This window comes from Halomonas campaniensis (genome assembly GCF_002211105.1).
GTDB classification, from domain to species: Bacteria; Pseudomonadota; Gammaproteobacteria; order Pseudomonadales; family Halomonadaceae; genus Vreelandella; species Vreelandella campaniensis_A.
Map to the genome: position 1 here is coordinate 1 of NZ_JPUA01000051.1, position 24011 is coordinate 24011.

The 24011-nt window shown below is 55.6% G+C and carries 17 protein-coding genes and 1 rRNA gene; 5 read left to right on the forward strand and 13 right to left on the reverse strand.

Annotation, left to right across the window (positions count from 1 at the left end; genetic code table 11):
* From JI62_RS22175 to rluD, 7 genes are all read right to left on the reverse strand, one after another.
* Positions 1 to 64: ribosomal RNA gene (locus tag JI62_RS22175) — 16S ribosomal RNA — on the reverse strand; the annotation flags it as partial.
* A gap of 498 nt (positions 65 to 562) precedes the next feature.
* Positions 563 to 1465, reverse strand: coding sequence for a CDP-diacylglycerol--serine O-phosphatidyltransferase (gene pssA / locus JI62_RS22180; protein ID WP_088702232.1), 903 nt, complete (start codon positions 1463 to 1465; stop codon positions 563 to 565).
* Between the two features lie 204 nt (positions 1466 to 1669).
* Entirely contained in the window at positions 1670 to 2161 is a 492-nt protein-coding gene (gene ilvN, locus JI62_RS22185) for an acetolactate synthase small subunit (RefSeq protein WP_007113940.1), read from the reverse strand.
* Positions 2161 to 3885 (reverse strand): acetolactate synthase 3 large subunit, encoded by a 1725-nt coding sequence (locus JI62_RS22190; RefSeq protein WP_088702233.1) that lies wholly within the window; start codon positions 3883 to 3885, stop codon positions 2161 to 2163. Before JI62_RS22190 ends, ilvN begins: the two co-directional genes overlap by 1 nt.
* Before the next feature lie 431 nt (positions 3886 to 4316).
* On the reverse strand, positions 4317 to 6899 hold the full coding sequence (gene clpB / locus JI62_RS22195) for an ATP-dependent chaperone ClpB (protein WP_088702234.1): 2583 nt from the start codon (positions 6897 to 6899) through the stop codon (positions 4317 to 4319).
* A 166-nt stretch (positions 6900 to 7065) separates the two neighbouring features.
* Positions 7066 to 7821: a peptidoglycan editing factor PgeF gene (gene pgeF, locus JI62_RS22200; RefSeq protein WP_088702235.1), complete on the reverse strand. Its 756-nt coding sequence runs from the start codon at positions 7819 to 7821 to the stop codon at positions 7066 to 7068.
* On the reverse strand, positions 7818 to 8777 hold the full coding sequence (gene rluD, locus JI62_RS22205) for a 23S rRNA pseudouridine(1911/1915/1917) synthase RluD (RefSeq protein WP_088702236.1): 960 nt from the start codon (positions 8775 to 8777) through the stop codon (positions 7818 to 7820). The genes pgeF and rluD overlap by 4 nt, the downstream gene beginning before the upstream one ends.
* Before the next feature lie 186 nt (positions 8778 to 8963).
* Between rluD and JI62_RS22210 the strand changes: the two genes are divergently transcribed.
* Together JI62_RS22210 and JI62_RS22215 are read left to right on the forward strand one after the other, a co-directional pair.
* Entirely contained in the window at positions 8964 to 9779 is an 816-nt protein-coding gene (locus tag JI62_RS22210; protein ID WP_088702237.1) for an outer membrane protein assembly factor BamD, read from the forward strand.
* A 234-nt stretch (positions 9780 to 10013) separates the two neighbouring features.
* Entirely contained in the window at positions 10014 to 11717 is a 1704-nt protein-coding gene (locus tag JI62_RS22215; protein WP_088702238.1) for a methyl-accepting chemotaxis protein, read from the forward strand.
* Positions 11718 to 11825: 108 nt separating this feature from the next.
* Here the strand turns inward: JI62_RS22215 and JI62_RS22220 are convergent, their stop codons facing one another.
* Entirely contained in the window at positions 11826 to 13460 is a 1635-nt protein-coding gene (locus tag JI62_RS22220; protein ID WP_088702239.1) for an NAD+ synthase, read from the reverse strand.
* Positions 13461 to 13603: 143 nt separating this feature from the next.
* Here JI62_RS22220 and JI62_RS22225 point away from each other — a divergent pair, with 143 nt between their 5' ends.
* Positions 13604 to 13876 (forward strand): PP0621 family protein, encoded by a 273-nt coding sequence (locus JI62_RS22225; protein WP_088702240.1) that lies wholly within the window; start codon positions 13604 to 13606, stop codon positions 13874 to 13876.
* Between the two features lie 13 nt (positions 13877 to 13889).
* On the opposite strand, the gene thiO is transcribed toward JI62_RS22225, so the two are convergent.
* On the reverse strand, positions 13890 to 14993 hold the full coding sequence (thiO, locus tag JI62_RS22230) for a glycine oxidase ThiO (protein WP_088702241.1): 1104 nt from the start codon (positions 14991 to 14993) through the stop codon (positions 13890 to 13892).
* 140 nt (positions 14994 to 15133) lie between these two features.
* On the opposite strand from thiO, the gene JI62_RS22235 reads away from it, so the two are divergent.
* Positions 15134 to 15670 carry a GspH/FimT family pseudopilin gene (locus tag JI62_RS22235; protein ID WP_088702242.1) on the forward strand — a complete coding sequence of 179 codons (537 nt, stop codon included), beginning with the start codon at positions 15134 to 15136 and terminating at the stop codon, positions 15668 to 15670.
* Positions 15671 to 15691: 21 nt separating this feature from the next.
* On the opposite strand, the gene trxB is transcribed toward JI62_RS22235, so the two are convergent.
* Complete coding sequence (gene trxB / locus JI62_RS22240) at positions 15692 to 16645, reverse strand: thioredoxin-disulfide reductase (protein WP_088702243.1); 954 nt, start codon at positions 16643 to 16645, stop codon at positions 15692 to 15694.
* A gap of 254 nt (positions 16646 to 16899) precedes the next feature.
* Here trxB and acnA point away from each other — a divergent pair, with 254 nt between their 5' ends.
* Complete coding sequence (gene acnA / locus JI62_RS22245; RefSeq protein ID WP_088702244.1) at positions 16900 to 19632, forward strand: aconitate hydratase AcnA; 2733 nt, start codon at positions 16900 to 16902, stop codon at positions 19630 to 19632.
* 63 nt (positions 19633 to 19695) lie between these two features.
* On the opposite strand, the gene JI62_RS22250 is transcribed toward acnA, so the two are convergent.
* The 3 genes from JI62_RS22250 to JI62_RS22260 all read right to left on the reverse strand — a co-directional run bounded on the left by JI62_RS22250 (position 19696) and on the right by JI62_RS22260 (position 23953).
* A complete protein-coding gene (locus JI62_RS22250) occupies positions 19696 to 21375 on the reverse strand; it encodes an NAD-dependent malic enzyme (protein WP_088702245.1) in 1680 nt (559 codons plus the stop codon).
* A 203-nt stretch (positions 21376 to 21578) separates the two neighbouring features.
* Positions 21579 to 22790 carry a YeeE/YedE family protein gene (locus JI62_RS22255; protein WP_088702246.1) on the reverse strand — a complete coding sequence of 404 codons (1212 nt, stop codon included), beginning with the start codon at positions 22788 to 22790 and terminating at the stop codon, positions 21579 to 21581.
* Positions 22791 to 22930: 140 nt separating this feature from the next.
* Positions 22931 to 23953 carry a tryptophan--tRNA ligase gene (locus JI62_RS22260; RefSeq protein WP_088702247.1) on the reverse strand — a complete coding sequence of 341 codons (1023 nt, stop codon included), beginning with the start codon at positions 23951 to 23953 and terminating at the stop codon, positions 22931 to 22933.
* Positions 23954 to 24011: the final 58 nt, after the last annotated feature.

Below are 24011 nucleotides of genomic sequence, written 5' to 3' on the forward strand. Positions count from 1 at the left end.
CGACTTGCATGTGTTAGGCCTGCCGCCAGCGTTCAATCTGAGCCATGATCAAACTCTTCAGTTTAAAATCATTGTGATCCTTACTCGCTTACTTACGGACTAGCCGAAAGCAGCAAAAGCGGATCAAACTTGGCTCAAGGTTCAAACGAATTCATTCAAAACAGGTTCCGAAAAACCTTTATTGCTTGAGTCGCTTGCCTTGATATTTGGTGATTTGTCACCAACATCAGCAAGCGCCCACATGAATTACCTGATCAAATTGTTAAAGAGCTGTTTCGCTGCGGTGGCTAACTTACTGAGCCACTTGACTTACCGTTGAACTGGCTTGCCTCAGCGAGGAAGGCGTATTCTACGCATTTCCTGGTGATTGTCAATCGCTGTTTTTTTAGCGACTGAGGCGAGCGATACAACTTGCTCTAACCTCCTGACAAACCAAGGCTTTTACACCTTATGCACCGCTGGTAACGCTTGGCGTCCCCGGCAGCGGATGCGTACTTTACGGATTCGCTGCCGGGTTGGCAAGGGCTTTTTGAAAGAACTGTCAAAAAAGTGGCATAAAGTCCTAGCGGCTAGGTTTTGCCTTGCGCATAACGGCTAAAACAGGCCCTGAAGCCACATAGGCTCCAAACAGCAGTAACAGCATTACCGAAGGTTCAACCGAGATCATAACGAAAGCCAGAACGATAGCCAGCAGTACAACAAACGGTACTGGCTTTTTAAAGTCGAGATCCTTGAAGCTGTAGTAGCGGATATTACTCACCATCAGCACGCCTGCCGCCGCCACCACAACCAGCATCAGTAACTTGAAGCCAAAGGCATCGGCATCAAAGCTATGGAAGGTCCAGACACTGGCCGCTACTAGCGCTGCGGCAGAAGGGCTTGGCAATCCAATAAACCACTTTTTGTCGACGCTACCGATCTGTACATTAAAACGTGCAAGGCGCAGTGCCGCGCAGGCCACGTAAAGAAAGGCCACCACCCAGCCGGTTTTACCTATGTCCTGAAGAATCCAGGTAAAGGCAACTAAAGCAGGTGCCATACCAAAGGAGATCATGTCAGACAAGCTGTCGTACTCAGCGCCGAATTCACTTTGCGTATTGGTCATACGTGCGACACGGCCATCCAAGCCATCCAGCACCATGGCAATAAAGATCGCGACGGCGGCCGAGGTGAACTCGCCATTAATACCAGCAACGACCGCAAAGAAACCTGCAAACAGCGCCGAGGTGGTAAATAAGTTAGGTAGTAAGTAGATACCTCGACGGCGGATCTTTTTACCATCCTCTACGGTTTCCTCAACCACCTCCGTTTCACGCAAGAAGGCGGTCGCCAAATCCTCGTTGCCACCTACCTCTGACGGATCAGTGTCGTTTGGCTGCTCAGTGCCTATCGGGCCTGGTTTAGCCTGATCTGAATTTGCCTGACCTGAGCCTGAGTGCTCTTGATCGCGAGCGTCCTGCGTCATAGGTTTCATCCATTAAAAGTGAAGTCACGGGAACAGTAGTCGCTTTCATTCTACACGGTGAGTGCTACTCAGCCAGCCAATTGCTGTATTGATGCTCCCTGCGCCTCTGTCAGCGAGCGACAATTAAGTGGTCATGAAAAAGCGCCACCCCTGGGAGGGAGCAGCGCTCTATATTTAGCAGTTAATCCTTAACGCTTTTAATGCCTAAAGCGACAACACCTTATCGCCCCGAGCAATCCCAGAGACCCCGGTACGGGCGACCTCTAGAATACCGACTGGCGCCATGGCCTGAAGGAAAGCATCCAGCTTGCCCGCATCGCCGGTGATCTGCACGGTATAGAGGCTCGGCGTTACGTCGACGATCTGGGCGCGGAAGATATCCACCGTGCGCTTCACCTCATCACGCGCCGCACCCAATGCCTTCACTTTCACCAGCATCAGCTCGCGCTCGATATGATTGCCCTCGGTGAGATCCACCAGCTTGACCACATCGATCAGCTTATTGAGGTGCTTGGTGATCTGCTCGATGACCCGGTCATCGCCCACGGTGGTGACCGTTAAGCGCGAGAGCGACGGGTCTTCAGTCGGCGCCACGTTAAGCGTTTCGATGTTGAAGTTACGCTGGGAGAACAACCCGACTACACGTGACAGCGCACCCGGTTCATTTTCTAACAGAATCGAGATGATATGACGCATCAGGTACGCTCCGTTTTAGACAGCAGCATGTCGCGCATAGCGCCTAACGGCACCTGCATCGGATAGACGTGCTCAAAAGGGTCGACCTTCACGTCAAGGAACACCAGCTCATGCTTATCAGCAAAGGCACGCTCTAGCGCAGGTTCCAACTCGTCAAGGGTATTGACGGTAATCGCGGTAAATCCATACGCCTCAATCAGCATATGAAAGTCCGGCAGCGACTCCATATAGGAGTGCGCGTGACGCGATTTATAGTTCAAGTCCTGCCACTGACGCACCATACCCAGCGACGCATTGTTAAGATTGACGATCTTAACGCCCACCCCGTACTGCTTACAGGTGGAGAGCTCCTGCATCATCATCTGGAAGCTGCCTTCACCGGTGACACACACCACGTCATCATCCGGGTAGTTCTGCTTGATACCCATGGCGGCGGGGAAGCCAAAGCCCATGGTGCCCAAACCACCTGAGGTGATCAGTCGGTTGGGTTTATCAAACTTGTAATACTGAGCGGCAAACATCTGATGCTGGCCAACATCAGTGGTCACGTAGGCTTCGCCTCGGGTTACCCGACAAAGCGCTTCGATCACTTCCTGTGGTTTAAGCGCTTCACCCGCCTTGGAAGGCTCATAAAGCTTGCCTTCACGGTCGGCACGCCAGCCATCAATCTTCTCCCACCACTCGGTGAGTGCTTCAGGATGGGCAATTTTATGCCCCTGCACCAAGCTGATCATCTCATTGATAACGCTGGAGGCCGGGCCCACGATCGGCACATCGGCACGCACCGTTTTAGAGATCGAACTTGGGTCTACATCCACATGGATGATTTTGGCGGTGGGGCAGAATTTCGACGTGCTGTTAGTCACCCGGTCATCAAAGCGCGCCCCAATGGCAATAATCAGGTCGGCGTGGTGCATGGCCATGTTGGATTCATAGGAGCCGTGCATACCCAGCCAGCCCAAGCACTGCCGATCACTTTGCGGATACGCCCCAATCCCCATCAGCGTAGTGGTGATCGGGTAGCCCAGCTGCTTGACCAGATCGGTCAGGCCTTCGCTGGCTTTGCCCGTGACCACGCCACCGCCGGTATAAAACACCGGACGTTTGGCCTTTAGCATCATCTCAACGGCTTTTTTGATCTGCCCCGTGTGGCCGCGCGTTACCGGGTTGTAGGAGCGCAGCTTGACCTTTTTCGGGTAGATGTACTCGTAACGCTCGGTGGGCGCGGTCATATCCTTAGGGATATCCACCACCACCGGGCCCGGGCGACCGGTTGAGGCTAAATAGAACGCCTTTTTGAGCACTTCCGGGATTTCCGATGGGTGACGGATCGAGAAGCTGTGCTTCACAATTGGGCGCGTCACACCGACGATATCGGTTTCCTGGAAGGCGTCTTCACCGATCAGATGGCTCGCCACTTGGCCGCACAGCACTACCATGGGGATAGAGTCCATGTAGGCGGTGGCAATACCAGTGACAGCGTTGGTGGCACCGGGGCCTGAGGTGACCAGCACACAGCCGGGCTTGCCTGAGGCACGGGCATAGCCGTCGGCTGCGTGGGTAGCCGCTTGTTCGTGACGCACTAGAATGTGCTTCACTTTGTCCTGACGGAAGAGCGCATCATAGATATGCAGCGCTGCCCCACCGGGATAACCATAAATGTATTCGATGCCCTCATCTTGCAAGAAGCGGGCGATCATATCTGCGCCGGAAAGCAGTTCCACTGTATTTCTCCCCTGGAGGTCTCGAGTGCGATCCGTACCCACCTGGGCACGGTGTCGAGTGCGGCGGTGTGCCGCTGTCGGCCCATGCCGACACCTGATGCCAAACCCTGGCAGGAGGCCCGGTTAGGGCCTGCACTCTTATCACAGCAGTTCGCCGTGTCGGGGCGTTGGCCAGGTTGGGCGGTTAGCCCAAGCCCGGAAGTCCTTCGGCGGGTAGAGGCTTTCGCCTACCCTTCGCGCGGGAATAAGGGGTTGCCCGTTGAGTCCGCGCCCGCAAATCAGGAACCGACAAGATTCCATTAGCGCCCTCAGCCTGTCAACCTCCGATCAGACCAAACGCAACAAAGGTCGCAAGAAGTCATAAAAAAAGCCCCGCCAGCAAAGCTAACGGGGACTTTTCCTTATTCAATTGCGCGAAGTAGCGACATCAATTACGAGCTAAACACCAGCTTGCCGTCTTCCGCGTTGATATGAATGGTATCACCTGGGGAGAATTTGCCCCCCAGCAGATCCTGCGCCAACGGGTTTTCGATACGGCTCTGAATCGCCCGCTTGAGTGGCCGCGCACCATATACTGGGTCGAAGCCAACGACTGCCAATTGCGCCATCGCTTCAGGACTCACCTCAAGTTTCAGGTCGTGTTCGGCAAGGCGCACTCTCAAGCGTTCGAGCTGAATACCCGCAATCGCCTGAATCTGCTCTTGGCCGAGGGCGTGGAACACCACCACTTCATCAATACGGTTGATGAGCTCAGGCCGGAAGTGGTTACCCACCACCTCCATGACCATGTTTTTCATCGTTTCATAATCGCTATCGTCCCCCCCCATACGCTGGATAATGTCCGAACCCATGTTAGAGGTCATCACGATCACGGTATTACGGAAATCCACCGTGCGCCCCTGGCCGTCGGTTAAGCGGCCATCCTCCAGCACCTGCAGCAGAATGTTGAAGACATCCGGGTGGGCTTTTTCCACCTCATCCAACAGCAGCACCGAGTAAGGCTTACGCCGTACGGCCTCTGTTAAGTAGCCGCCCTCTTCATAGCCGACGTAACCTGGGGGCGCACCGATCAAGCGGGCCACGGAGTGTTTCTCCATAAACTCCGACATATCGATACGTACCATGGCCTCTTCGGTATCGAATAGGAAGTTAGCCAGCGACTTACACAGCTCGGTTTTACCCACCCCGGTGGGGCCGAGGAATAGGAATGAGCCGTTGGGCCGATTGGGATCAGAAAGCCCTGCCCGTGAGCGGCGCACCGCGTTGGCGACCGCCTCGACGGCTTCATCCTGCCCAATCACCCGCTGATGCAGCGCTTCTTCCATCCGCAGCAGTTTATCGCGCTCGCCTTCGAGCATTTTGGAAACCGGAATGCCCGTCCAGCGAGAGACCACCTCGGCGATCTCCTCTTCGGTGACGTTGGAGCGCAGCAGTTGATGGCTTGAAGTATCAGCTTCACCTTCGCCACTTTCGGCAATCTTCTTCTCTAGCTCTGGAATTTTGCCGTACTGAATTTCCGACATCCGACCCAAATCACCCTGGCGGCGCGCCTGCTCAAGGTCAATGCGCGCCTGCTCAAGCTCCGCCTTAAACTGCGCGGCCCCCTGGATACTGGCTTTCTCGGCTTTCCAGATCTCATCAAGATCAGCGTACTCGCGCTCTAGCTCGTGAATCTGGGTATTGAGCGCCTCCAGGCGTTTTTTGGTGGCCTCGTCAGTCTCTTTCTTAAGCGCCTCGCGCTCCATTTTGAGCTGAATCAGACGGCGATCAAGGCGATCCATCGCTTCCGGCTTGGAGTCCAGCTCCATACGAATCCTTGATGCTGCCTCATCGATTAAATCAATGGCCTTATCAGGCAACTGACGATCAGTGATATAGCGGGTAGAGAGCTTCGCCGCGGCAATAATGGCGGAGTCGGTAATATCCACCCCGTGGTGCACTTCATAGCGCTCTTTCAGGCCGCGCAGAATGGCCACGGTGTCCTCTTCGGAAGGCTCATCAACCAGCACTTTCTGGAAGCGGCGCTCCAGGGCGGCGTCTTTCTCAATGTACTTGCGGTACTCATCAAGGGTGGTCGCACCCACGCAGTGCAGCTCGCCGCGGGCCAGGGCAGGCTTGAGCATATTGCCCGCGTCCATGGCGCCTTCGGCTTTGCCTGCGCCGACCATGGTGTGCAGCTCATCGATAAACAGAATTACCCGGCCCTCTTCCTGGGAGAGTTCCTTGAGTACCGCTTTCAAGCGCTCTTCAAACTCGCCGCGGAACTTGGCGCCTGCCAATAGCGAGCCCATATCCAGCGAAAGCACGCGCTTCTCTTTCAAGCCTTCCGGCACTTCGCCGTTAACAATGCGCTGGGCCAGCCCTTCGACAATGGCGGTTTTACCCACCCCCGGCTCGCCGATTAACACCGGGTTGTTTTTAGTACGCCGCTGCAGTACTTGAATGGTACGGCGAATTTCATCGTCGCGACCGATCACCGGGTCGAGCTTGCCGTCCAGCGCGCGCTGGGTAAGATCCATGGTGTATTTATTCAGCGCTTCACGCTGATCTTCGGCGTTGGCATCGTCCACGGTAGCACCACCGCGAAGGCTGTTAATGGCGGCTTCGAGAGATTTACGGTTAATCCCCGCGTCTTTAAGCAGCTTGGTAATCGCCGAATTCATTTCCAGCGCCGCCAGTAGTACCAGCTCACTGGCAATAAACTGGTCGCCGCGTTTTTGCGCTTCGCGATCGGTTAAGTTGAATAGCTTGATGAAATCCCGCGACGGCTGCACTTCGCCGTCGAACTGCCCCACCTTGGGCAAGTTATCCAACTGCTGCACCAACCCATCGCGCAGGCGTGAAGGGCTGCCCTCGGCTTTTTCAATCAGGGCTTTAATACCGGTATCTTTGGTGTCAAGCAGGGCCAGCAGCAAGTGCGCTGGGTCTAGCTGATTATGGCCGCGCCCAACGGCCAGCGACTGCGCCTCGGCAATCGCACTTTGAAGCTTGGCGGTAAATTTATCAAAACGCATGGAGTTCCTCCTGGGGTAGCCGTGCGTTTGGACGCACCGCGTGACCCGATAACGTGTCATTAGACGTGCTAAATCACTATTAGCTTGACAAGTTAAATGGCGTCAGTTCCATGCTTTTCAAGAGGTGGCGGTGCAAACCGCTGACTTATGGAAGCTTTAATTCACATTAATTGATCCAGATCACGCTGGCCATTCGTCCGGTTTTACCGCCATCACGGCGGAAGGAGTAGAAACGCGACTCGCAGGCAGTACAGAAGTGGCCGCCACTAATATGGTTGACCCCCAGCGCCTCTAAGCGAAAGCGTGCCAGCCGATAGAGATCGGCCATGTAATGGCCGAGTCGATAGGGACTGTGGTCGAAAGCGTCAGCGGTATCTGGATGAACGGCTACAAAGGCGCCGTAAACCTCCGGCCCAACCTCAAATTGCGCATTGGAAATAGCGGGCCCTAACCACACCAAGATTTCATCGGGATCCGTATTCATGGCGGCAATGGTTGCCTCCAGCACGCCGCCCGCCAGTCCGCGCCAACCAGCATGGGCCACCGCCACCTGGGTACCCGCGCGATTGCAGAACATCACCGGCAGGCAGTCTGCCGTCAGCACTACACAGGCGTACTCATTGGAAGTAGCAATGGATGCATCTGCATCGGCCGCATCAGGCTGATAAAATTGCTGCACGCGAGCCCCGTGGGTCTGGTTCAGCCATAGCAGAGGGCGCTCATCGCCAAGCTCCTTTTGCAGCAAACGCCGACACAACGCCACATGATCAGCATTATCGCCCACATGGGAAGCGGGGTTAAAAGCGGCGAAATCACCCTGGCTAGGCCCCGACTCCCGGGTTGTCACAAAGGCACGCACATTGGATGGCGCAGGCCAGTCGGGCACTAAAAGCGTTGGCCGTAAATTAATGGCATCGCTCATCGCATGGTCTCATTATCTTCCCGTAAGTAATCCAACAACATTAACAAATCATCGGGGAGGTCTGCTTGAAAAGTTAATGTTTCGCCACTCACCGGGTGCTTGAAAATCAACTTACGCGCATGCAGGGCCTGGCGGGGGAATTCGCGCAGAATCTCTTTCAGCGGTTCAGCGGCGCCCGGCGGCAGCTTCGCGCGACCGCCGTACATGGGGTCTCCAATGAGCGGATAGCGGGCATGGGCCATATGCACACGAATTTGGTGAGTGCGCCCGGTTTCCAGCTTGCAACGCACATGGGTGTGGGCACGGAAGCGCTCAACCACGCGGAAATGGGTAATGGCAGGCTTACCCGAAGCGGTAACGGCCTGGCGTTTACGGTCTTTGGGGTGGCGGCCAATGGGCGCATCGATAGTGCTCCCCGACACCGGCTTACCAATCACCACGGCGTCGTACTGGCGTGACACGCTGCGCGCCTGCAGCTGTTCGACCAGGGCCGTTTGGGCAGGCAGCGTTTTCGCCACCATCATCAAGCCTGTCGTGTCTTTATCCAAGCGGTGAACAATGCCTGCCCGAGGCACTTCGGCAAGTGTCGGCTGGTGATGCAGCAACGCATTTAATAGCGTGCCGTCCGGGTTACCGGCAGCGGGATGCACCACCATACCGGCAGCTTTGTTGATCACCATCACCGTGTCGTCTTCGTAAACGATATCCAGCGCGATATCCTGCGCCTCAAAACGGGTATCGTCCTCGATGGTCGCCTGAAGCGCCAACACTTCATGGCCATGTAACTTGGCTTTAGGCTTGGCTTGCGCGCCATCCACCGTCAATTCTCCAGCGTTAATCCACGCTTTTAAGCGCTCACGGGAGTAATCACTGAACAACTCAGCCGCCGCTTGGTCTAACCGTGCACCGGCTAACGTCGCGGGCACGCGCTGCGTGTCTTCAACTATTCGAGACATGAAAATCCTCTTTAAGACGCAAAAAACCTTAGCGGCCACCTTTGACGACACCTAACGAAACGTCGCTAAGCCTGCGTTTTGAGCCGAGGTGTTTTATAGTGGGCGGACTGAGACCTATTCTACCATTTCTACTTATGGCCATCGCCGCTTTTTGGTGATCGAGGCTTGTTTGCAACGAGGATGATGATGCGCGTTTTTTCAGCTGCCAACCGCTTTGGTGCTCTAGCCCTAAGCCTTGCCCTTCTAGCGGGCTGTGCGAGCAATAACTCTAGCGAAGAAGAAGACGATGAATTTGCTGGAGTGCAGGAGCGTGAGCTCTATGAGCTGGCCCGCACAGCCCTAGACAGCAACCGTTACCCGATTGCGATAGAGCGTTTGGAAGCACTCGACACCCGCTATCCGTTTGGTGCCCATGCAGAGCAGGCTCAGCTTGAGCTGATCTATGCCTACTATGAAAACAGCGACTGGGAAGAGGCTCGAGCCGCTGCCAGCCGCTTTATTCGCCTACATCCTGACCACCCGCAAGTGGACTACGCCTACTATTTGCGCGGCCTCTCCGCCTGGCAAGCGGGCCGCTTTAGTCTAGAGCGACTGCGCCTGATCGACATTTCCAAACGCGACTTAGGGGCTTCACGGGATGCTTACAACGACTTCCGCGAACTAATCCAGCGCTACCCCCAGAGCGAATACGCCGCTGACGCCCAGCAGCGAATCGTCTATCTGCGTGAGCTAATGGCTCGCCATGAGCTCCATGTCGCCGATTACTACCTGCGCCGTGGTGCTTACTTAGCAGCCGTTGAACGCGGCCGCTGGGTGATCGAAAACTACCCCGAATCCAGCGCCACCCGGGATGCCTTGGCCACCATGGTGGAAGGTTATCAAGGCCTTGACATGGAGGATCGCGCCAATGAAGTCCTCGCCGTACTGCGAGAAAACGCGCCTGATCACGAGCAGTTGCAGGGTAGTCGCTTTGTTCCTAAGCATCTAGGCCAAAATGATTAAACCACTGCGAGCTATCATTCGCTGAAAGCTGTACAACATGTACCTAGAAAACCACGCCACGGCGTGGTTTTTTTATTCAAAAATCAACAAGCACATGATTCCAAAAGAGAAACAAAAAGTAACCGAAAATACTATACATGTAGTCATTATTTCCTATACAAAAACTATACACACATATATGATGAGTCCGTCTAGCATAATAAAGTGCCTTAACGGCACCTAAGGGAGCACTCAATGTCACTTCTTAACGCCCGTTCCAGCAACACCAAAATTAGTACGCGTTTAACGCTCGGATTTTCTGCCCTGCTTGGGCTGCTGATTCTGTTAACTGCCGTCGGTATTTATCAGGTCAATCAAATTGACCGCGATTTATCGACAATCAACGACGTCAATGGAACCAAACAACGCTTTGCAGTGGACTGGCGAGGTAGCGTACATGATCGCGCTATCGTGCTTCGTGACATTGTGATCACCGCCGGGAATGGCAACCTCAGCTCCTTAGAGAGTGAAATGGAACGTCTGCGCAGCGCTTACAGCACAGCCACGACAGGCATGGAGCAAGTGTCCAACGAATACGCTGGCACTGCTCAAGAGCAAACTATTATTAACAGTATCAATGACCAAGCCATACTGACACGGGAACTAACAGAGCAAGTAATAGCCGCCCGTCAAGCAGACGAGTATGCAGAGGCGCAAACGCTGCTACTTGAACAGGCAGGCCCCGCTTACACCGAGTGGCTTAACCGCATAAATCAATTTATCAATCTTCAGCAGCAGTTGAACGACGCTACTACAGCGACAGCCCGCGATACCGCCTCGGGTTTTCAAATGCAAATGCTGGGGCTAACACTGTTTGCGTTGCTGGTAGGCGGTTTGATCGCGGTGTTTCTATCCCGCCAGCTGCTACGTGAATTGGGTGCCGAGCCCTACGAAGTCAAAGCCTTCGCAGAAGCCATTGGTCGCGGCGAATTAAACAGCCAGGGTAAGCTTAAGAAGGGAGATACCCGCAGCATTATGGCGTCACAGGTAGCCATGGCGCAGCAGTTACAAACCATTGTGACCCAGGTGCGCGCCTCGGCAGAAGCGGTGGCCAGCAACAGCGAGCAAATCGCTGAAGGCAATAACGACCTCTCCTCGCGTACTGAGCAGCAAGCCAGCGCACTAGCCGAAACCGCCTCGGCAATGGAGCAGCTTAACAGCACCGTCAAGCTCAACGCCGATAACTCCGAGCAGGCAAGCAAAGAGGCCTCCAGCGCCTCTAACACAGCCAAACAAGGCGGCGCAGCGGTCAATCAGGTGGTTGCCACCATGAACGATCTTAATAAGAGCTCTCAGGAAATTGCCGGTATTATCTCTACTATTGATGCAATTGCCTTTCAAACCAACATTCTGGCACTTAATGCCTCGGTCGAAGCTGCCCGGGCTGGGGAGCATGGCCGTGGCTTTGCGGTAGTCGCAGAAGAAGTGCGTAAACTTGCCCAGCGCAGTGCCGATGCCGCAAAAGAGATCAACGACCTTATCTCTAGCAACCTGGAACGGGTCACCCATGGCAACGAGCGCGCCGAAGAAGCCAGCAAGTCGACCGAGCAGATCGTCGCGGCTATCGAGCGGGTAACCAGCATTATGCAGGAGATCAGCCACGCCAGCGCCGAGCAGAGCACCGGTGTGCAGGAAGTGGGTCGAGCAGTGACCGAGATGGATCAGGTCACCCAGCAGAACGCAGCCCTAGTTCATGAAAGCGCTACCGCAGCTAACAGTCTGCGTCAAAACGCTCACTCGTTGCTGCACTCCATGGAGGTCTTCAAATTACCCAACGGTGCCAAAAACGCCCAGCCGTCGCAGGCTCCCTTGGCACCGGCAAGCAGTCATTCTGCCAACACCCACGCCCTCCCCGCCGTTAAACGTCAGCAGGAAGCTCCCGAGTGGGAAAGCTTCTAAACTAAAACGGCCAGGGTTTGACTACCGTGGATGCACAATGAAAAAAACTCCCCTTTTCAGGGGAGTTTTTTTATCTGGCCGTCAAAGCAGCGTTAAGAGATGTTCCGCTTACTCGCCGGGCTGCCAACCATTGACGATGGGGTAGCGGCGGTCGCGGCCAAAACCCCGCGGCGTCACCCGCACACCAATGGGCGCCTGGCGGCGCTTATACTCGCAGCGGTCGACCAGCTTCACTACTTTGTAAACGTCTTCAGCGTCAAAGCCACCGGCAATGATCGCTTCAGCGCTCATATCGCCCTCGATATAGCTTAATAGGATTGCATCGAGCACGTCGTAATCAGGCAGCGAGTCGCTATCCTGCTGATCAGGCGCCAGCTCCGCGCTGGGTGGCCGCTCAATGACACGCTCGGGTATTGCCGGCGATTGGGTATTGCGCCAGCGAGCCAAGCGGTACACCCAGGTTTTATACACATCTTTAATGGCATTAAACCCGCCCACCATATCGCCATACAGCGTGGCATAGCCCACCGCCATTTCGCTCTTGTTACCGGTCGTCAGTACCATTAAGCCTTTTTTATTGGAGATCGCCATTAGCAGTACACCGCGACAGCGGGACTGCAGATTCTCTTCGGTAGTATCTCGCTCAGTGCCCGCGAAACTCTCAGCCAGTGTGCCCATAAAGGCTTCTACCATGGGCTCGATCGGCATGATTTCGTAATGCACACCGAGCATCTTGGCCTGCTCCGCAGCGTCCTGTTTGGAAATATCCGCGGTGTAGTGGTAAGGCATCATCACCGCCTGCACCCGCTGGGGGCCCAGTGCGTCAACCGCAATGGCCAGCGAAAGCGCCGAATCGATACCGCCGGAAAGCCCCAACACCACGCCCTCAAAACCGCTCTTGTTGACGTAATCGCGCAGTCCGGTGACTAATGCACAATACAGGCTCTCTTCCGGTTCTACCTCGGGGTCAATCTCGCCGGGCTGGGGCTCCCAAACCGTGGCGCTGGTTTGGAGTAGCTGAACTGGCATCAGGCCCGCCTGCCAATACGGCGCCAGCACCTGCAACTCACCGCTGGCGTTAACGCAGCAAGAGCCGCCATCAAACACCAGCTCATCCTGACCACCGATAGTGTTCACATACACAATCGGACGATTGACGTCTTGGGCGTGCTGCTCCAATAAGCTCAGTCGCTCAGTGGGTTTATCCTGGTGATAGGGCGAGGCGTTCAAGGTGATCAGCACTTCAGCCCCCGCTTCCTTGGCAGCCCTAACCGGCGCGCCATCCCATAGATCCTCACAGATCACGATGCCCAGCTTGGCGCCCTTATGCTCATAAACGAGTGTCTCTGTGCCTGGCGTAAAGTAGCGCTGCTCGTCAAACACTTGGTAGTTAGGCAACGCCTGCTTGGCGTACTCAGCTTCCCACTGACCGTTGTAGAGTAGGCCTGCTAAGTTGTAACAGCGGCCTTCACGCACGCCGGGATAGCCAATGATCACCAGCACATCACTGGCGACCTTCGATGCCATTAGCCCCCGGGCTTCGCGCAGGCGGGTTTCCATTGAGGGGCGCAACAGCAGATCTTCAGGCGGGTAGCCCGACAAAAAAAGCTCAGGAAAGACAACAATATCCGCCCCATGCTCAATCCGGGCTTCGCGCACGGCTTCAATCGCGCGTGCGGCGTTGCCGGGAATATCCCCGACCAGAGGATCGAGTTGGGCCATTACCAGCGTTAAGTCTTGCATGGGCGTCAAAATCTCTTGAGAATCTTTAAAATCGGATTACACCGTCATAGTCGTATTGTCCCGCAAGGGCCGCCAACTGGCAAAGGCTGCGGGTCTATCCTAACGCCTTGTGCCTAGATTCCCACTTTGGGAGACACAAAAGGATGAACCTCTTGATCATTCGGCTGATTATCTTCGCCGTTGTATTCTATGCCGGTTTAAAACTCTACGGCATCTACCGGCAACGTAAGCTTGAGCATGAAGCGCAGCATAGCAAAGTGAACCGTCACGAGGGTGGCAAAATGGTGCGCTGCCGCTGGTGTGAAGTACACGTTCCTGAAGACGAAGCACTGCGTGACCAGGAGCAGTGGTTCTGCTCTAGCGCCCATCGTGACCGCTTTCTGCAGGAGCAGCAGGACAAGGGCGGCACACCTTAACCTTGTACTGGTCTTAAGCGTGTATTAGCCGCTCTGGCGTAAGTTGGTATGGCGCGGGGTCAATCAGAGGCTCGCGCCCCAATAGTTGATCTACCAGCAAATGGGTCGAGGCAGGCGCCAACACCAAGCCGTTGCGATAGTGCCCGGCATTGACGAATACATTAGGCCATTCAGGCAGCGCGCCGATAAAGGGGAGGCCCGTTGGGGATCCAGGCCGCAGGCCGGCCCATTGGTGCGCTACCGGGCACGTTGCCAATGCGGGCAGGATGGCTTCAGCACTCTGTTTTAGTGACGCCAATGCCACCTCATCGGTGCGCTTGTCAAAACCCACCTCTTCCAGCGTAGAACCCACCAATAGCAGGCCATCTGCACGCGGAATAATATAGCGCCCATCTTTCAATACCACGCGCTGCACCAACCCTTTGGGTGCTTGGTAAGCGATCATCTGCCCTTTTACGGGCCTTACCGGCAACTGCACATTCAACAGCGACAAGAGCTGTGCCGCCCAGGCACCGCCGCAAACAATAATGCGTTCAGCCGTCAACGGCCCTTGAGAGGTCTCTACGCCTTTTACTTGTCCACTCTGTTGAATAAAACCACTGACCTCGCACTGCTCTTTCATCTTGACCTGGGACATCGCGGCTAACCGCGCCTTAAGCGCCTTGGCTAAGCGCGGATTGCGCACGCTACCCAGTGTCGGCATCCACAGTGCGCTGTCGTCCGCCATGGCCACACCAGGCTCTTTAGCATGGACAAAGTCTGCCCCCACCCGCTCCAGGGGTTTACCCAACTGGCGCGCCCATTGCAGCGCTTTGTCGGCATCGTCCACATTTAGGTAGAGCAGCCCCTTTTGGCGATATTCGGGGTCGATACCGGTCTCTTCCAGCAAGCGCAGAGCCAAAGAGGGGTAAACGCCTTCCGACCAGCGGGAGAGTTGCGACACTGCGGTGTCGTAGCGCCAGGGATAGAGCGGCGAAACGATTCCACCCCCCGCCCAGGAGGCCTCTTTACCGCACTCACCACGATCAACCAGCGTGACCTGCTGGCCAGCATCGGCCAGTTGCAGCGCGGTCATCATACCGATCACGCCGCCGCCAATAATTAAGAAATCTCTCACAACATTGTCCGTTTTGGCTTACATAAAAAAAGCGTAGCGTCGCTTAGGATGTCTTCTTAACAACGATGTGCTCGCTGCCAGGGTTTATAAGCAAAGTGAGCATAGCGCGGGCAATAACGTGGTCAAGTGAGGAGAAGCGGATGGTCGGTTTCCACAACCAGGCACGCACCACACCCGAAAGCGGATTTACGCTACTTGAGCTACTGGTCACGCTGCTATTGGTGGGCATTATCGCTGTTTTGGGGCTGCCTAATTTTCAAGCGCTTGGGGAGCGAACCGCACGGAGCAGCGAAATAAACCGCTTACAAAGCGCTTTTGCGTTCGCGCGAAATACAGCGATTAGTCAACGCCAACAGATTACCCTTTGCCCTGCCAACAAGAGCCGCAAGGCCTGCGCCAACGACTGGAGTAGTGAGCTAATGATTGTGCGCGGGGATAAAACCAACAGTATCACCAAAGACGATATTCTGCGCATCGTCCCCGCGCAACAGGACACACAGGTTACTTATAGCCGGGGCTGGTCGCGCATCCGTTACAGCCCGTTAGGCTATACCAGCGGTTACAATGGCAGTTTTTCCGTTTGTTCAAGCAGCGGCGCTCAAGGCTCCCAAGGTAAAAAGTTGGTACTCAGCCAATTGGGCCGCTTGCGGATTGATGGAACGCCTATCGATTGCTAGGCACTCCATGCTAGCCAATGTTTACCCGGCAATACCGTCTAAATAGCGCTCAGCATCCAGCGCTGCCATGCAGCCGCTGCCCGCCGAGGTAATCGCCTGCCGATAGATGTGATCCATCACATCGCCGCAGGCAAAAACGCCGGGGACGCTGGTGGCGGTTGCATTGCCTTCAAGGCCGGAGTGCACTTTGATATAGCCGCCGTTCATGTCCAACTGGCCAGCAAAGATTCCCGTGTTGGGACTATGACCAATGGCAATAAACAGCCCAGGCGCATGGATCTCTTTGCTGGAACCATCTTTAGTGGATTTAACCCGCACGCCCGTAACGCCGGAGTTATCGCCGAGCACTTCTTCGACTTCCTGGAACCACTCAAGGGCGATTTTGCCCGCCTCGACTTTCTCGAATAGCTTATCCTGGAGGATTTTTTCCGCCCGCAGCGTGTCACGGCGGTGTACCAGGGTCACCTTGGAGGCGATGTTAGAGAGATAGAGCGCCTCTTCCACGGCGGTATTACCGCCGCCCACCACAATAACTTCCTGATTGCGGTAGAAAAACCCGTCGCAGGTAGCGCAGGCCGATACCCCTTGGCCCATAAACTGCTGCTCAGTAGGCAGCCCCAGGTAACGCGCACTGGCGCCGGTAGCCACAATCAGCGCATCGCAGGTATAAATGCCGCCATCGCCTTTTAAAGTGAAGGGTTTTTCGCCTAAGCTAACCTCGTTAATGTGGTCAAACAGCACTTCGGTATTGAAACGCTCGGCGTGCTGTTTCATGCGCTCCATCAACTCCGGCCCCTGGACGCCTTGCGCGTCACCTGGCCAGTTATCCACATCGGTTGTGGTGGTCAGTTGGCCACCCGCCTGAATACCGGTAATCAGTAGCGGCTTCAGGTTGGCCCGTGCGGCGTACACCGCCGCCGTATAGCCCGCGGGGCCGGATCCAAGAATAATCAAACGCTCATGACGAGTTTCCATGACACCACCTTGTAAATATCTGACTGATAGCTTTGTCGATAGCCGTGATTTGGCAAAGAGTCTGCCTGAAATGGCGCCAAGTACAAGCGATTGCAAGGTTTCGTCTACGCTATTAGGTGAAGAAACCTTGAAAGACCCTCATCAAACACCCATGTGTTATTACTAAATAAACGCCATACTGGGGGTAACTCATACTAAAGGAAGATCGTGACCGTCACGCCGAGACCAGCGCTCAGCAACCAGAGGAGAGACATATGAGCAAGATACCCGATACGCAAAGCACCCTAGAGGTTGGCAGTAAAACCTATCACTACTACAGCCTGCCTCAAGCGGCCGAGACCCTGGGCAGCATTGACCGCCTTCCCAAGACGCTCAAGATTCTACTCGAAAACCAGCTGCGCTTCGCCGATGACGAAAGCGTAGATCAAGAAGATCTGCAGGCCCTGGTCGACTGGCAGGCCGAGGGCAAATCCAGCCGTGAAATCGGCTATCGCCCGGCACGGGTACTCATGCAGGACTTTACCGGCGTGCCCGGCGTGGTGGATTTAGCCTCCATGCGCGCCGCGGTCGAAAGCCTCGGCGAAGACCCGGCGAAGATCAATCCGCTCTCCCCCGTTGATCTGGTGATTGACCACTCGGTAATGGTCGATAAGTTCGGCAACCCGGCGGCATTCCAACAGAACGTCGATATCGAAATGCAGCGCAACCGCGAGCGCTATGAGTTTCTGCGCTGGGGTCAACAGGCGTTTGATAACTTTAGCGTGGTACCCCCTGGCACCGGTATTTGCCATCAGGTCAACCTGGAGTACCTGGGCAGAACGGTATGGACGAAGGATGAAGACGGTAAGACCTTTGCCTACCCCGACACCCTCGTTGGCACTGACTCACACACCACCATGATCAACGGCCTGGGCGTACTGGGCTGGGGCGTGGGCGGCATCGAAGCCGAAGCGGCCATGCTCGGCCAGCCGGTTTCAATGCTAATCCCCGAAGTGATTGGCTTTAAACTAACCGGCAAGCTACGCGAAGGTATTACCGCCACGGATCTAGTACTTACCGTTACCGAGATGCTGCGTAAAAAAGGCGTAGTGGGTAAGTTTGTCGAGTTCTACGGCGACGGTTTGAAAGACCTGCCGCTGGCGGATCGCGCCACGATCGCCAATATGGCGCCTGAATATGGCGCTACCTGCGGCTTTTTCCCGGTAGATGAAGAAACGCTGAACTATATGCGCCTAACCGGGCGTGAGGACGAGCAAGTCGCGCTGGTGGAAGCCTATAGCAAAGCCCAAGGGCTGTGGCGTGAACCCAGTGATGAGCCGATCTTTACCGACGCCCTGGAACTGGACATGACCGAGGTAGAGGCCAGCCTTGCCGGCCCCAAACGCCCCCAGGATCGCGTGGCGCTGAAAGACATGGCGGCGGCCTTTGACAAGTTCATGCAGGAAGACGTCAACGCGGATGCCAGCGCCAAGGGGAAACTCTCCTCTGAAGGCGGCCAAACCGCCGTGGGCGTGGCGCGCAGCTTCGAACATGACACCAGCCAGGCCGTGAAGCTTGATGACCAGGACTTCAGCCTTGACCCCGGCGCGGTGGTGATTGCAGCGATTACCTCGTGCACCAACACCTCTAACCCCAGCGTAATGATGGCCGCCGGGTTGCTGGCGCGTAAAGCGCGTGAAAAGGGGTTAACCACTAAGCCCTGGGTGAAAACCTCCTTAGCACCGGGTTCCAAAGTGGTCACCGATTATCTGGAAGCCGCTGAATTAAACGACGACTTGGATGCACTGGGCTTCAACCTGGTCGGCTACGGCTGCACCACCTGTATCGGTAACTCCGGCCCGCTGCCCGATGAGATCGAAAAAGCGATCAACAGCGGCGACCTCGCCGTGGCCTCTGTGCTCTCCGGTAACCGTAACTTTGAAGGCCGCGTACACCCCCTGGTCAAAACCAACTGGCTGGCTTCACCGCCCCTGGTGGTGGCTTACGCCCTGGCCGGTAATGTCCAGCTTGACCTTACCCAGGAACCACTGGGCAAAGACAGTAACGGCGAGCCGGTCTACCTCAAAGATATCTGGCCCAGTCAGGCCGAAATTGCCAGCGCCGTCGAGCAGGTCAACACCGCGATGTTCCGTAAAGAGTACGGCGCAGTGTTTGAGGGTGATGACGTCTGGAAAGCCATCGACGTGTCAGAAAGCAAAGTGTACCAGTGGCCTGAATCCACCTACATTCAGCACCCGCCCTTCTTTGAAGGCATGGGCCGGGAGCCGGACGCCATCGAAGATGTGCACAGTGCCCGCGTGCTCGCCATGCTGGGGGATTCGGTGACCACCGACCATATCTCCCCTGCCGGTGCCATCAAGCCTGACAGCCCCGCCGGGCGTTATCTACAGGAGCACGGCGTCAAGCCGGTGGACTTCAACTCCTACGGCTCACGCCGGGGTAACCATGAAGTCATGATGCGCGGCACCTTCGCCAACGTGCGGATCAAAAACGAGATGCTCGACGGCGTGGTCGGCGGTGAGACACGCCACGTACCCAGCGGCGAGCAGATGGCTATTTACGATGCGGCCATGAAGTACAAAGAGGAAGGCAAACCGCTGGTAGTCATCGCCGGTAAAGAGTACGGCACCGGCTCCTCGCGTGATTGGGCGGCCAAAGGTACCCGCTTGCTGGGCGTGCGCGCCGTGATTGCCGAATCCTTCGAGCGTATTCACCGCTCTAACCTGATCGGCATGGGCGTTGTACCGCTGCAGTTTGCCGAAGGCGAAAGCCGTCAAACGTTGGGATTAACCGGCGATGAGGAGATTTCGATTGCCGGTTTAAGCGACCTGACGCCAGGTGGCAACGTCAAAATCGTGATCAAAAATGCCGACGGGGAACGTAGCGTTGATGCCAAGTGCCGAATTGATACGGTAAACGAGCTGGCTTACTACCGTCACGGTGGTATCCTTCACTACGTGTTGCGCAAGATGATCGGCGCAGCCTAAAGGGTAAAACCTACCAATGCTTGCATGCCCCCACCTCGGTGGGGGCTTTTTTTAGCCCAATGCTTAAAAAGCGCGGCGACGATAGGTGCGGTAATCCGGCGACCAGGATGCTTTTTCGATCAGCTCCCTCAGCGTTGTGCCACTGGTTTTTAACGCCACGCCGTTCTGCTGTGCCTGGGCTGCCACTTCAAAGGCAATCGACTTGCTGATATCGCGAATACGCGATAGCGGCGGTAGCAAAGCGCCCTTGCCCTCTTTCACCAGCGGCGCTTCACGGGCCAGCGCCCGCGAGGCACTCATCAGCATCTCGTCGGTGACGCGGCTGGCACTAGCGGCAATCACGCCCAACCCAATGCCTGGGAAGATATAAGCATTGTTGCACTGGGCAATCGGATAAGTGCGGCCATTGTAAACCACCGGTGCGAAAGGACTTCCCGTAGCCACTAACGCCTGGCCATCGGTCCAGCGAATAACATCCTCTGGCACCGCCTCTGCCTGGGAAGTGGGGTTAGAGAGCGGCATGATGACAGGGTGCTCACAGCCCGCGTGCATGGTGCGAACCACCTGCTCGGTGAAGATACCGCGCTGACCACAGACGCCGATCATTACAGTGGGTTTGATTTGCGCGATCGTCTCTTCCAGGCCCTGGCCATTCCACCCTACCACTAGCGAAGGGTCGTGGGCTAACCGGCGCTGGAAGTCGCGCTGCCACGCTTGATCGCTGGTCATCAAGCCGTCGCGATCGACAATGTAAATACGCGACCGCGCTTCGCTTTCGGTCAAGCCCTCCGCTTCCATCGCTACGACCACCTGTTCGGCGATTCCACAACCCGCCGAACCGCCACCCACAAACACTACCCGCTGCTGGGCAATGGTCTCTTCCCGGGCCTGACAAGCGGCCATCAAGGTGCCGACTACCACAGAAGCGGTGCCCTGCACATCGTCATTGAAGCAGCAAAGCTCGTTGCGATAGCGCTCTAACAGCGGTACCGCATTGGCCTGGGCAAAATCCTCAAACTGCAACAGCACGTTCGGCCAGCGACGCTTCACAGCAGAAATAAATTCCGCCATGAAGGCATCGTACTCTTCCTGGCCTACCCGCTCGTGGCGCCAGCCCATGTACATGGGGTCATCCAGCAGCGCTTTGTTATTAGTGCCCACATCAATCATGATCGGCAGCGTGTAGGCTGGGCTAATACCGCCACAAGCGGTATATAGCGCCAATTTACCAATCGGGATGCCCATACCCCCGATCCCCTGGTCGCCAAGGCCAAGAATACGCTCACCGTCCGTCACCACGATGACTTTAACGTTATCTTTGGTGGCGCTGCGCAGAATGTCATCCATATGTTCGCGGTCAGGGTAGCTAATAAACAGGCCGCGGTGATTACGGTAAATGTTGGAGAACTCCTGACACGCCTGCCCCACCGTGGGGGTATAAATAATCGGCAGCATCTCTTCAAGATGCTGGGAGACCAAGCGGAAGTAGAGCGTTTCGTTGTCGTCTTGAATAGCGCGCAGATGAATATGCTTTTCAAGATCACTATGGCACTGCTGGTACTGGCGATAGACCCGCTCAAGCTGATCCTCAATGGTTTCCACCTTTTGAGGTAGCAAACCAATCAGGTTGAACGCCAAGCGTTCCTCCTGAGTAAACGCGCTGCCTTTGTTCAATAGCGGCATTTCGAGCAAAGAAGGACCGGCGTAAGGAAGGTATAGGGGGCGTCTACTCTGGGTAGTCATAAGCACTCTCTTTTTTATGTCAATCACTGCTGCAATGCAGCAACATCGGGCGTTCGCGGCGTTTGAGCGTAATGTAACATGGTCCTGCGACAAAGGTGGAAGAGAGCGACCATGAAGATATAAAAACGCCTCGATTTAGGGCGACTAAACCGAGGCGTAATGACGCTATTCGCTACTCTGCAAACAATGCTATTAATGATGTGTTAGCACGTTTTAGCGGTGGGTTTGCGCCCCTCTACGCCAGCGAAGAAGAATGGCCGCAACTTAACGCCAACCATGTTGCCCGCAAATGCCGCTACCAGCCATACCCAGCCGTGCAGGCTGCCAGACGCAATACCGCTGAAGTAAGCGCCAATGTTGCAGCCATACGCCAGCCGCGCGCCGTAACCTAGCAAGATGCCGCCGATGACCGCGGCCAAGATAGATTTCAAAGGGATTTTGAAGTTAGGTGCAAAGCGCCCCGCCAAGCTGGCGGCAGCCAGCGCGCCCAGCATAATGCCGACGTTCATTACCGTAGTGATATCGCTCCATACGCTGGCCTCAAGAGCCGCTGCGTTACCTGGGGACTGCCAATACCCCCACTGGCTGACATCGCCTCCCACCAGCTCAAAGCCTTTAGCGCCCCACAGTGCAAACGCAGAGGTAATTCCCCACGGGCGACCTGCCAGTGCCAAAGTGGCAAAGTTGAGCAGCGCCAGCGCCACCGCGCCCGCCACTAGCGGCCAAGGCCCCGTCAGCCAGCGCTCATAGCCATGCTTATCGACCATGGGCGCCTGCTCTAATTGACCGTGACGACGTTTCTCCATCACCCAGGTAAACGCCGCAATAGCAGCAAACAGCACCAGGCTAATGGCGATCCCCCCACTAACCCCGGCGACGTTAACCAGCGATACCGGCTGAAAGGCAGGCAAGCTCTGCCACCAGGCAAAGTGCGCGGAGCCAATCACCGAGCCGACAATAAAGAACACCAGCGTAATCAACATACGCGCGTTACCGCCACCCGCGGTAAACAGCGTGCCAGAGGCACAGCCGCCGCCCAGCTGCATGCCCACACCGAACAGGAATGCCCCCACCAGCACTGAGATACCAATCGGCGCCACAAAGCCTGACACCTCGTTACCAAACAGCGTGCCCGCCCCCAGGGCAGGGAAAAACAGCACCACGGCGATGGCCAGCATCACCATCTGCGCGCGCAGGCCACGCCCCCGCCGCTCAGTAATAAACACCCGCCACGCTGAGGTAAAACCAAACGCCGCGTGATACAGCACCATGCCAAACAGCCCACCGACAATCATCAGCAGACCAATATTGGCGTCAAAGACAACCCCAATAAGCAGCGCGCCTAACACAATCGCCGCCGTAGCGATCAGCGGCACGCGATAACTCTGCGGCGCAGCAACCGTCGTTGTAGACATACATTCACCTTTAGCAGCACCAAAAGCGCCTGTTAACAAACAGGCGCTTTTGGAAGACATGGACAATAGTTATAAGCCTAACGATAGCTGTAGAGTGCGGGAAATTCTTAGTTGAAAGGTTCTTATGTCTTTATGGAATATCAAACAAACCGTCCCAAGCCAACAGCCGCACGTAAACGATCCATCGTTACAGCGGCTTCTTCACGGGCACGCTCAGCGCCTTTCTGCAGTACCGCCTCAATATGAGCGGGGTCTTCCATTAGTGCGTTATAGTGTTCACGCGGCGCGCTCAAGTGGGCGTTCAAGTACTCAAACACTTGATCCTTAGCTGCACCCCAACCAATACCGTTCGCGTACTGCTCACGCAGGCTGGCGGTCTCTTCCGCTGTCGCAAAGGCTGAATAGATCTGGTACAGCGTGCAGGTGTCAGGATCCTTGGGCTCACCGGGTTCCAACGAGTTGGTCTTAATCTTGCGCACCAGCTTTTGCAGCTTCTTCTCGCTCACAAACAGTGGAATGGTATTGTCGTAGCTTTTGGACATCTTGCGCCCATCCAAGCCATTCAGCAGCTGTACTTTATCGTCTACCACAGCTTCAGGGAGAGTGAAGTGCTGGCCTTTGTAGAGGTGGTTAAAACGCCCGGCGATATCGCGGGCCATTTCGATATGCTGAATCTGGTCACGCCCGACCGGTACTTTATTGGCGTTAAACATTAGGATGTCGGCCGCCATCAGCACGGGGTAACCAAACAGCCCCATGGTGATACCTTTATCAGGATCCTGGTTTTCCGCCTCTTCGTTCTCTGCCACCGCTGCTTTGTAGGCATGGGCTCGATTCATCAGGCCTTTGGCACAAACGCAGGAGAGCATCCACATCAGCTCAGGAATCTCTTGAATATCCGACTGGCGGTAGAAAATCGCATTATCAGTATCTAACCCTAGCGCAAGCCAAGTCGCAGCAATCTCCAGGCGAGACTGCTGCACACGCTTGGGATCTTGGCACTTGATCAGGGAGTGATAGTCGGCCAGAAAATAGAACGACTGCACGTTGGAATCCTGGCTTGCCTCAATGGCGGGCTTGATAGCTCCAACGTAGTTGCCCAAATGGGGCGTGCCGGTGGTGTTGATACCGGTGAGAACGCGGGTTTTGGCGGTTTGACTCATGTTTTTCAGACTCTTAGTTTTCAGGCTCTTAGGCAAGTAGGACTATCATAACGCGCAG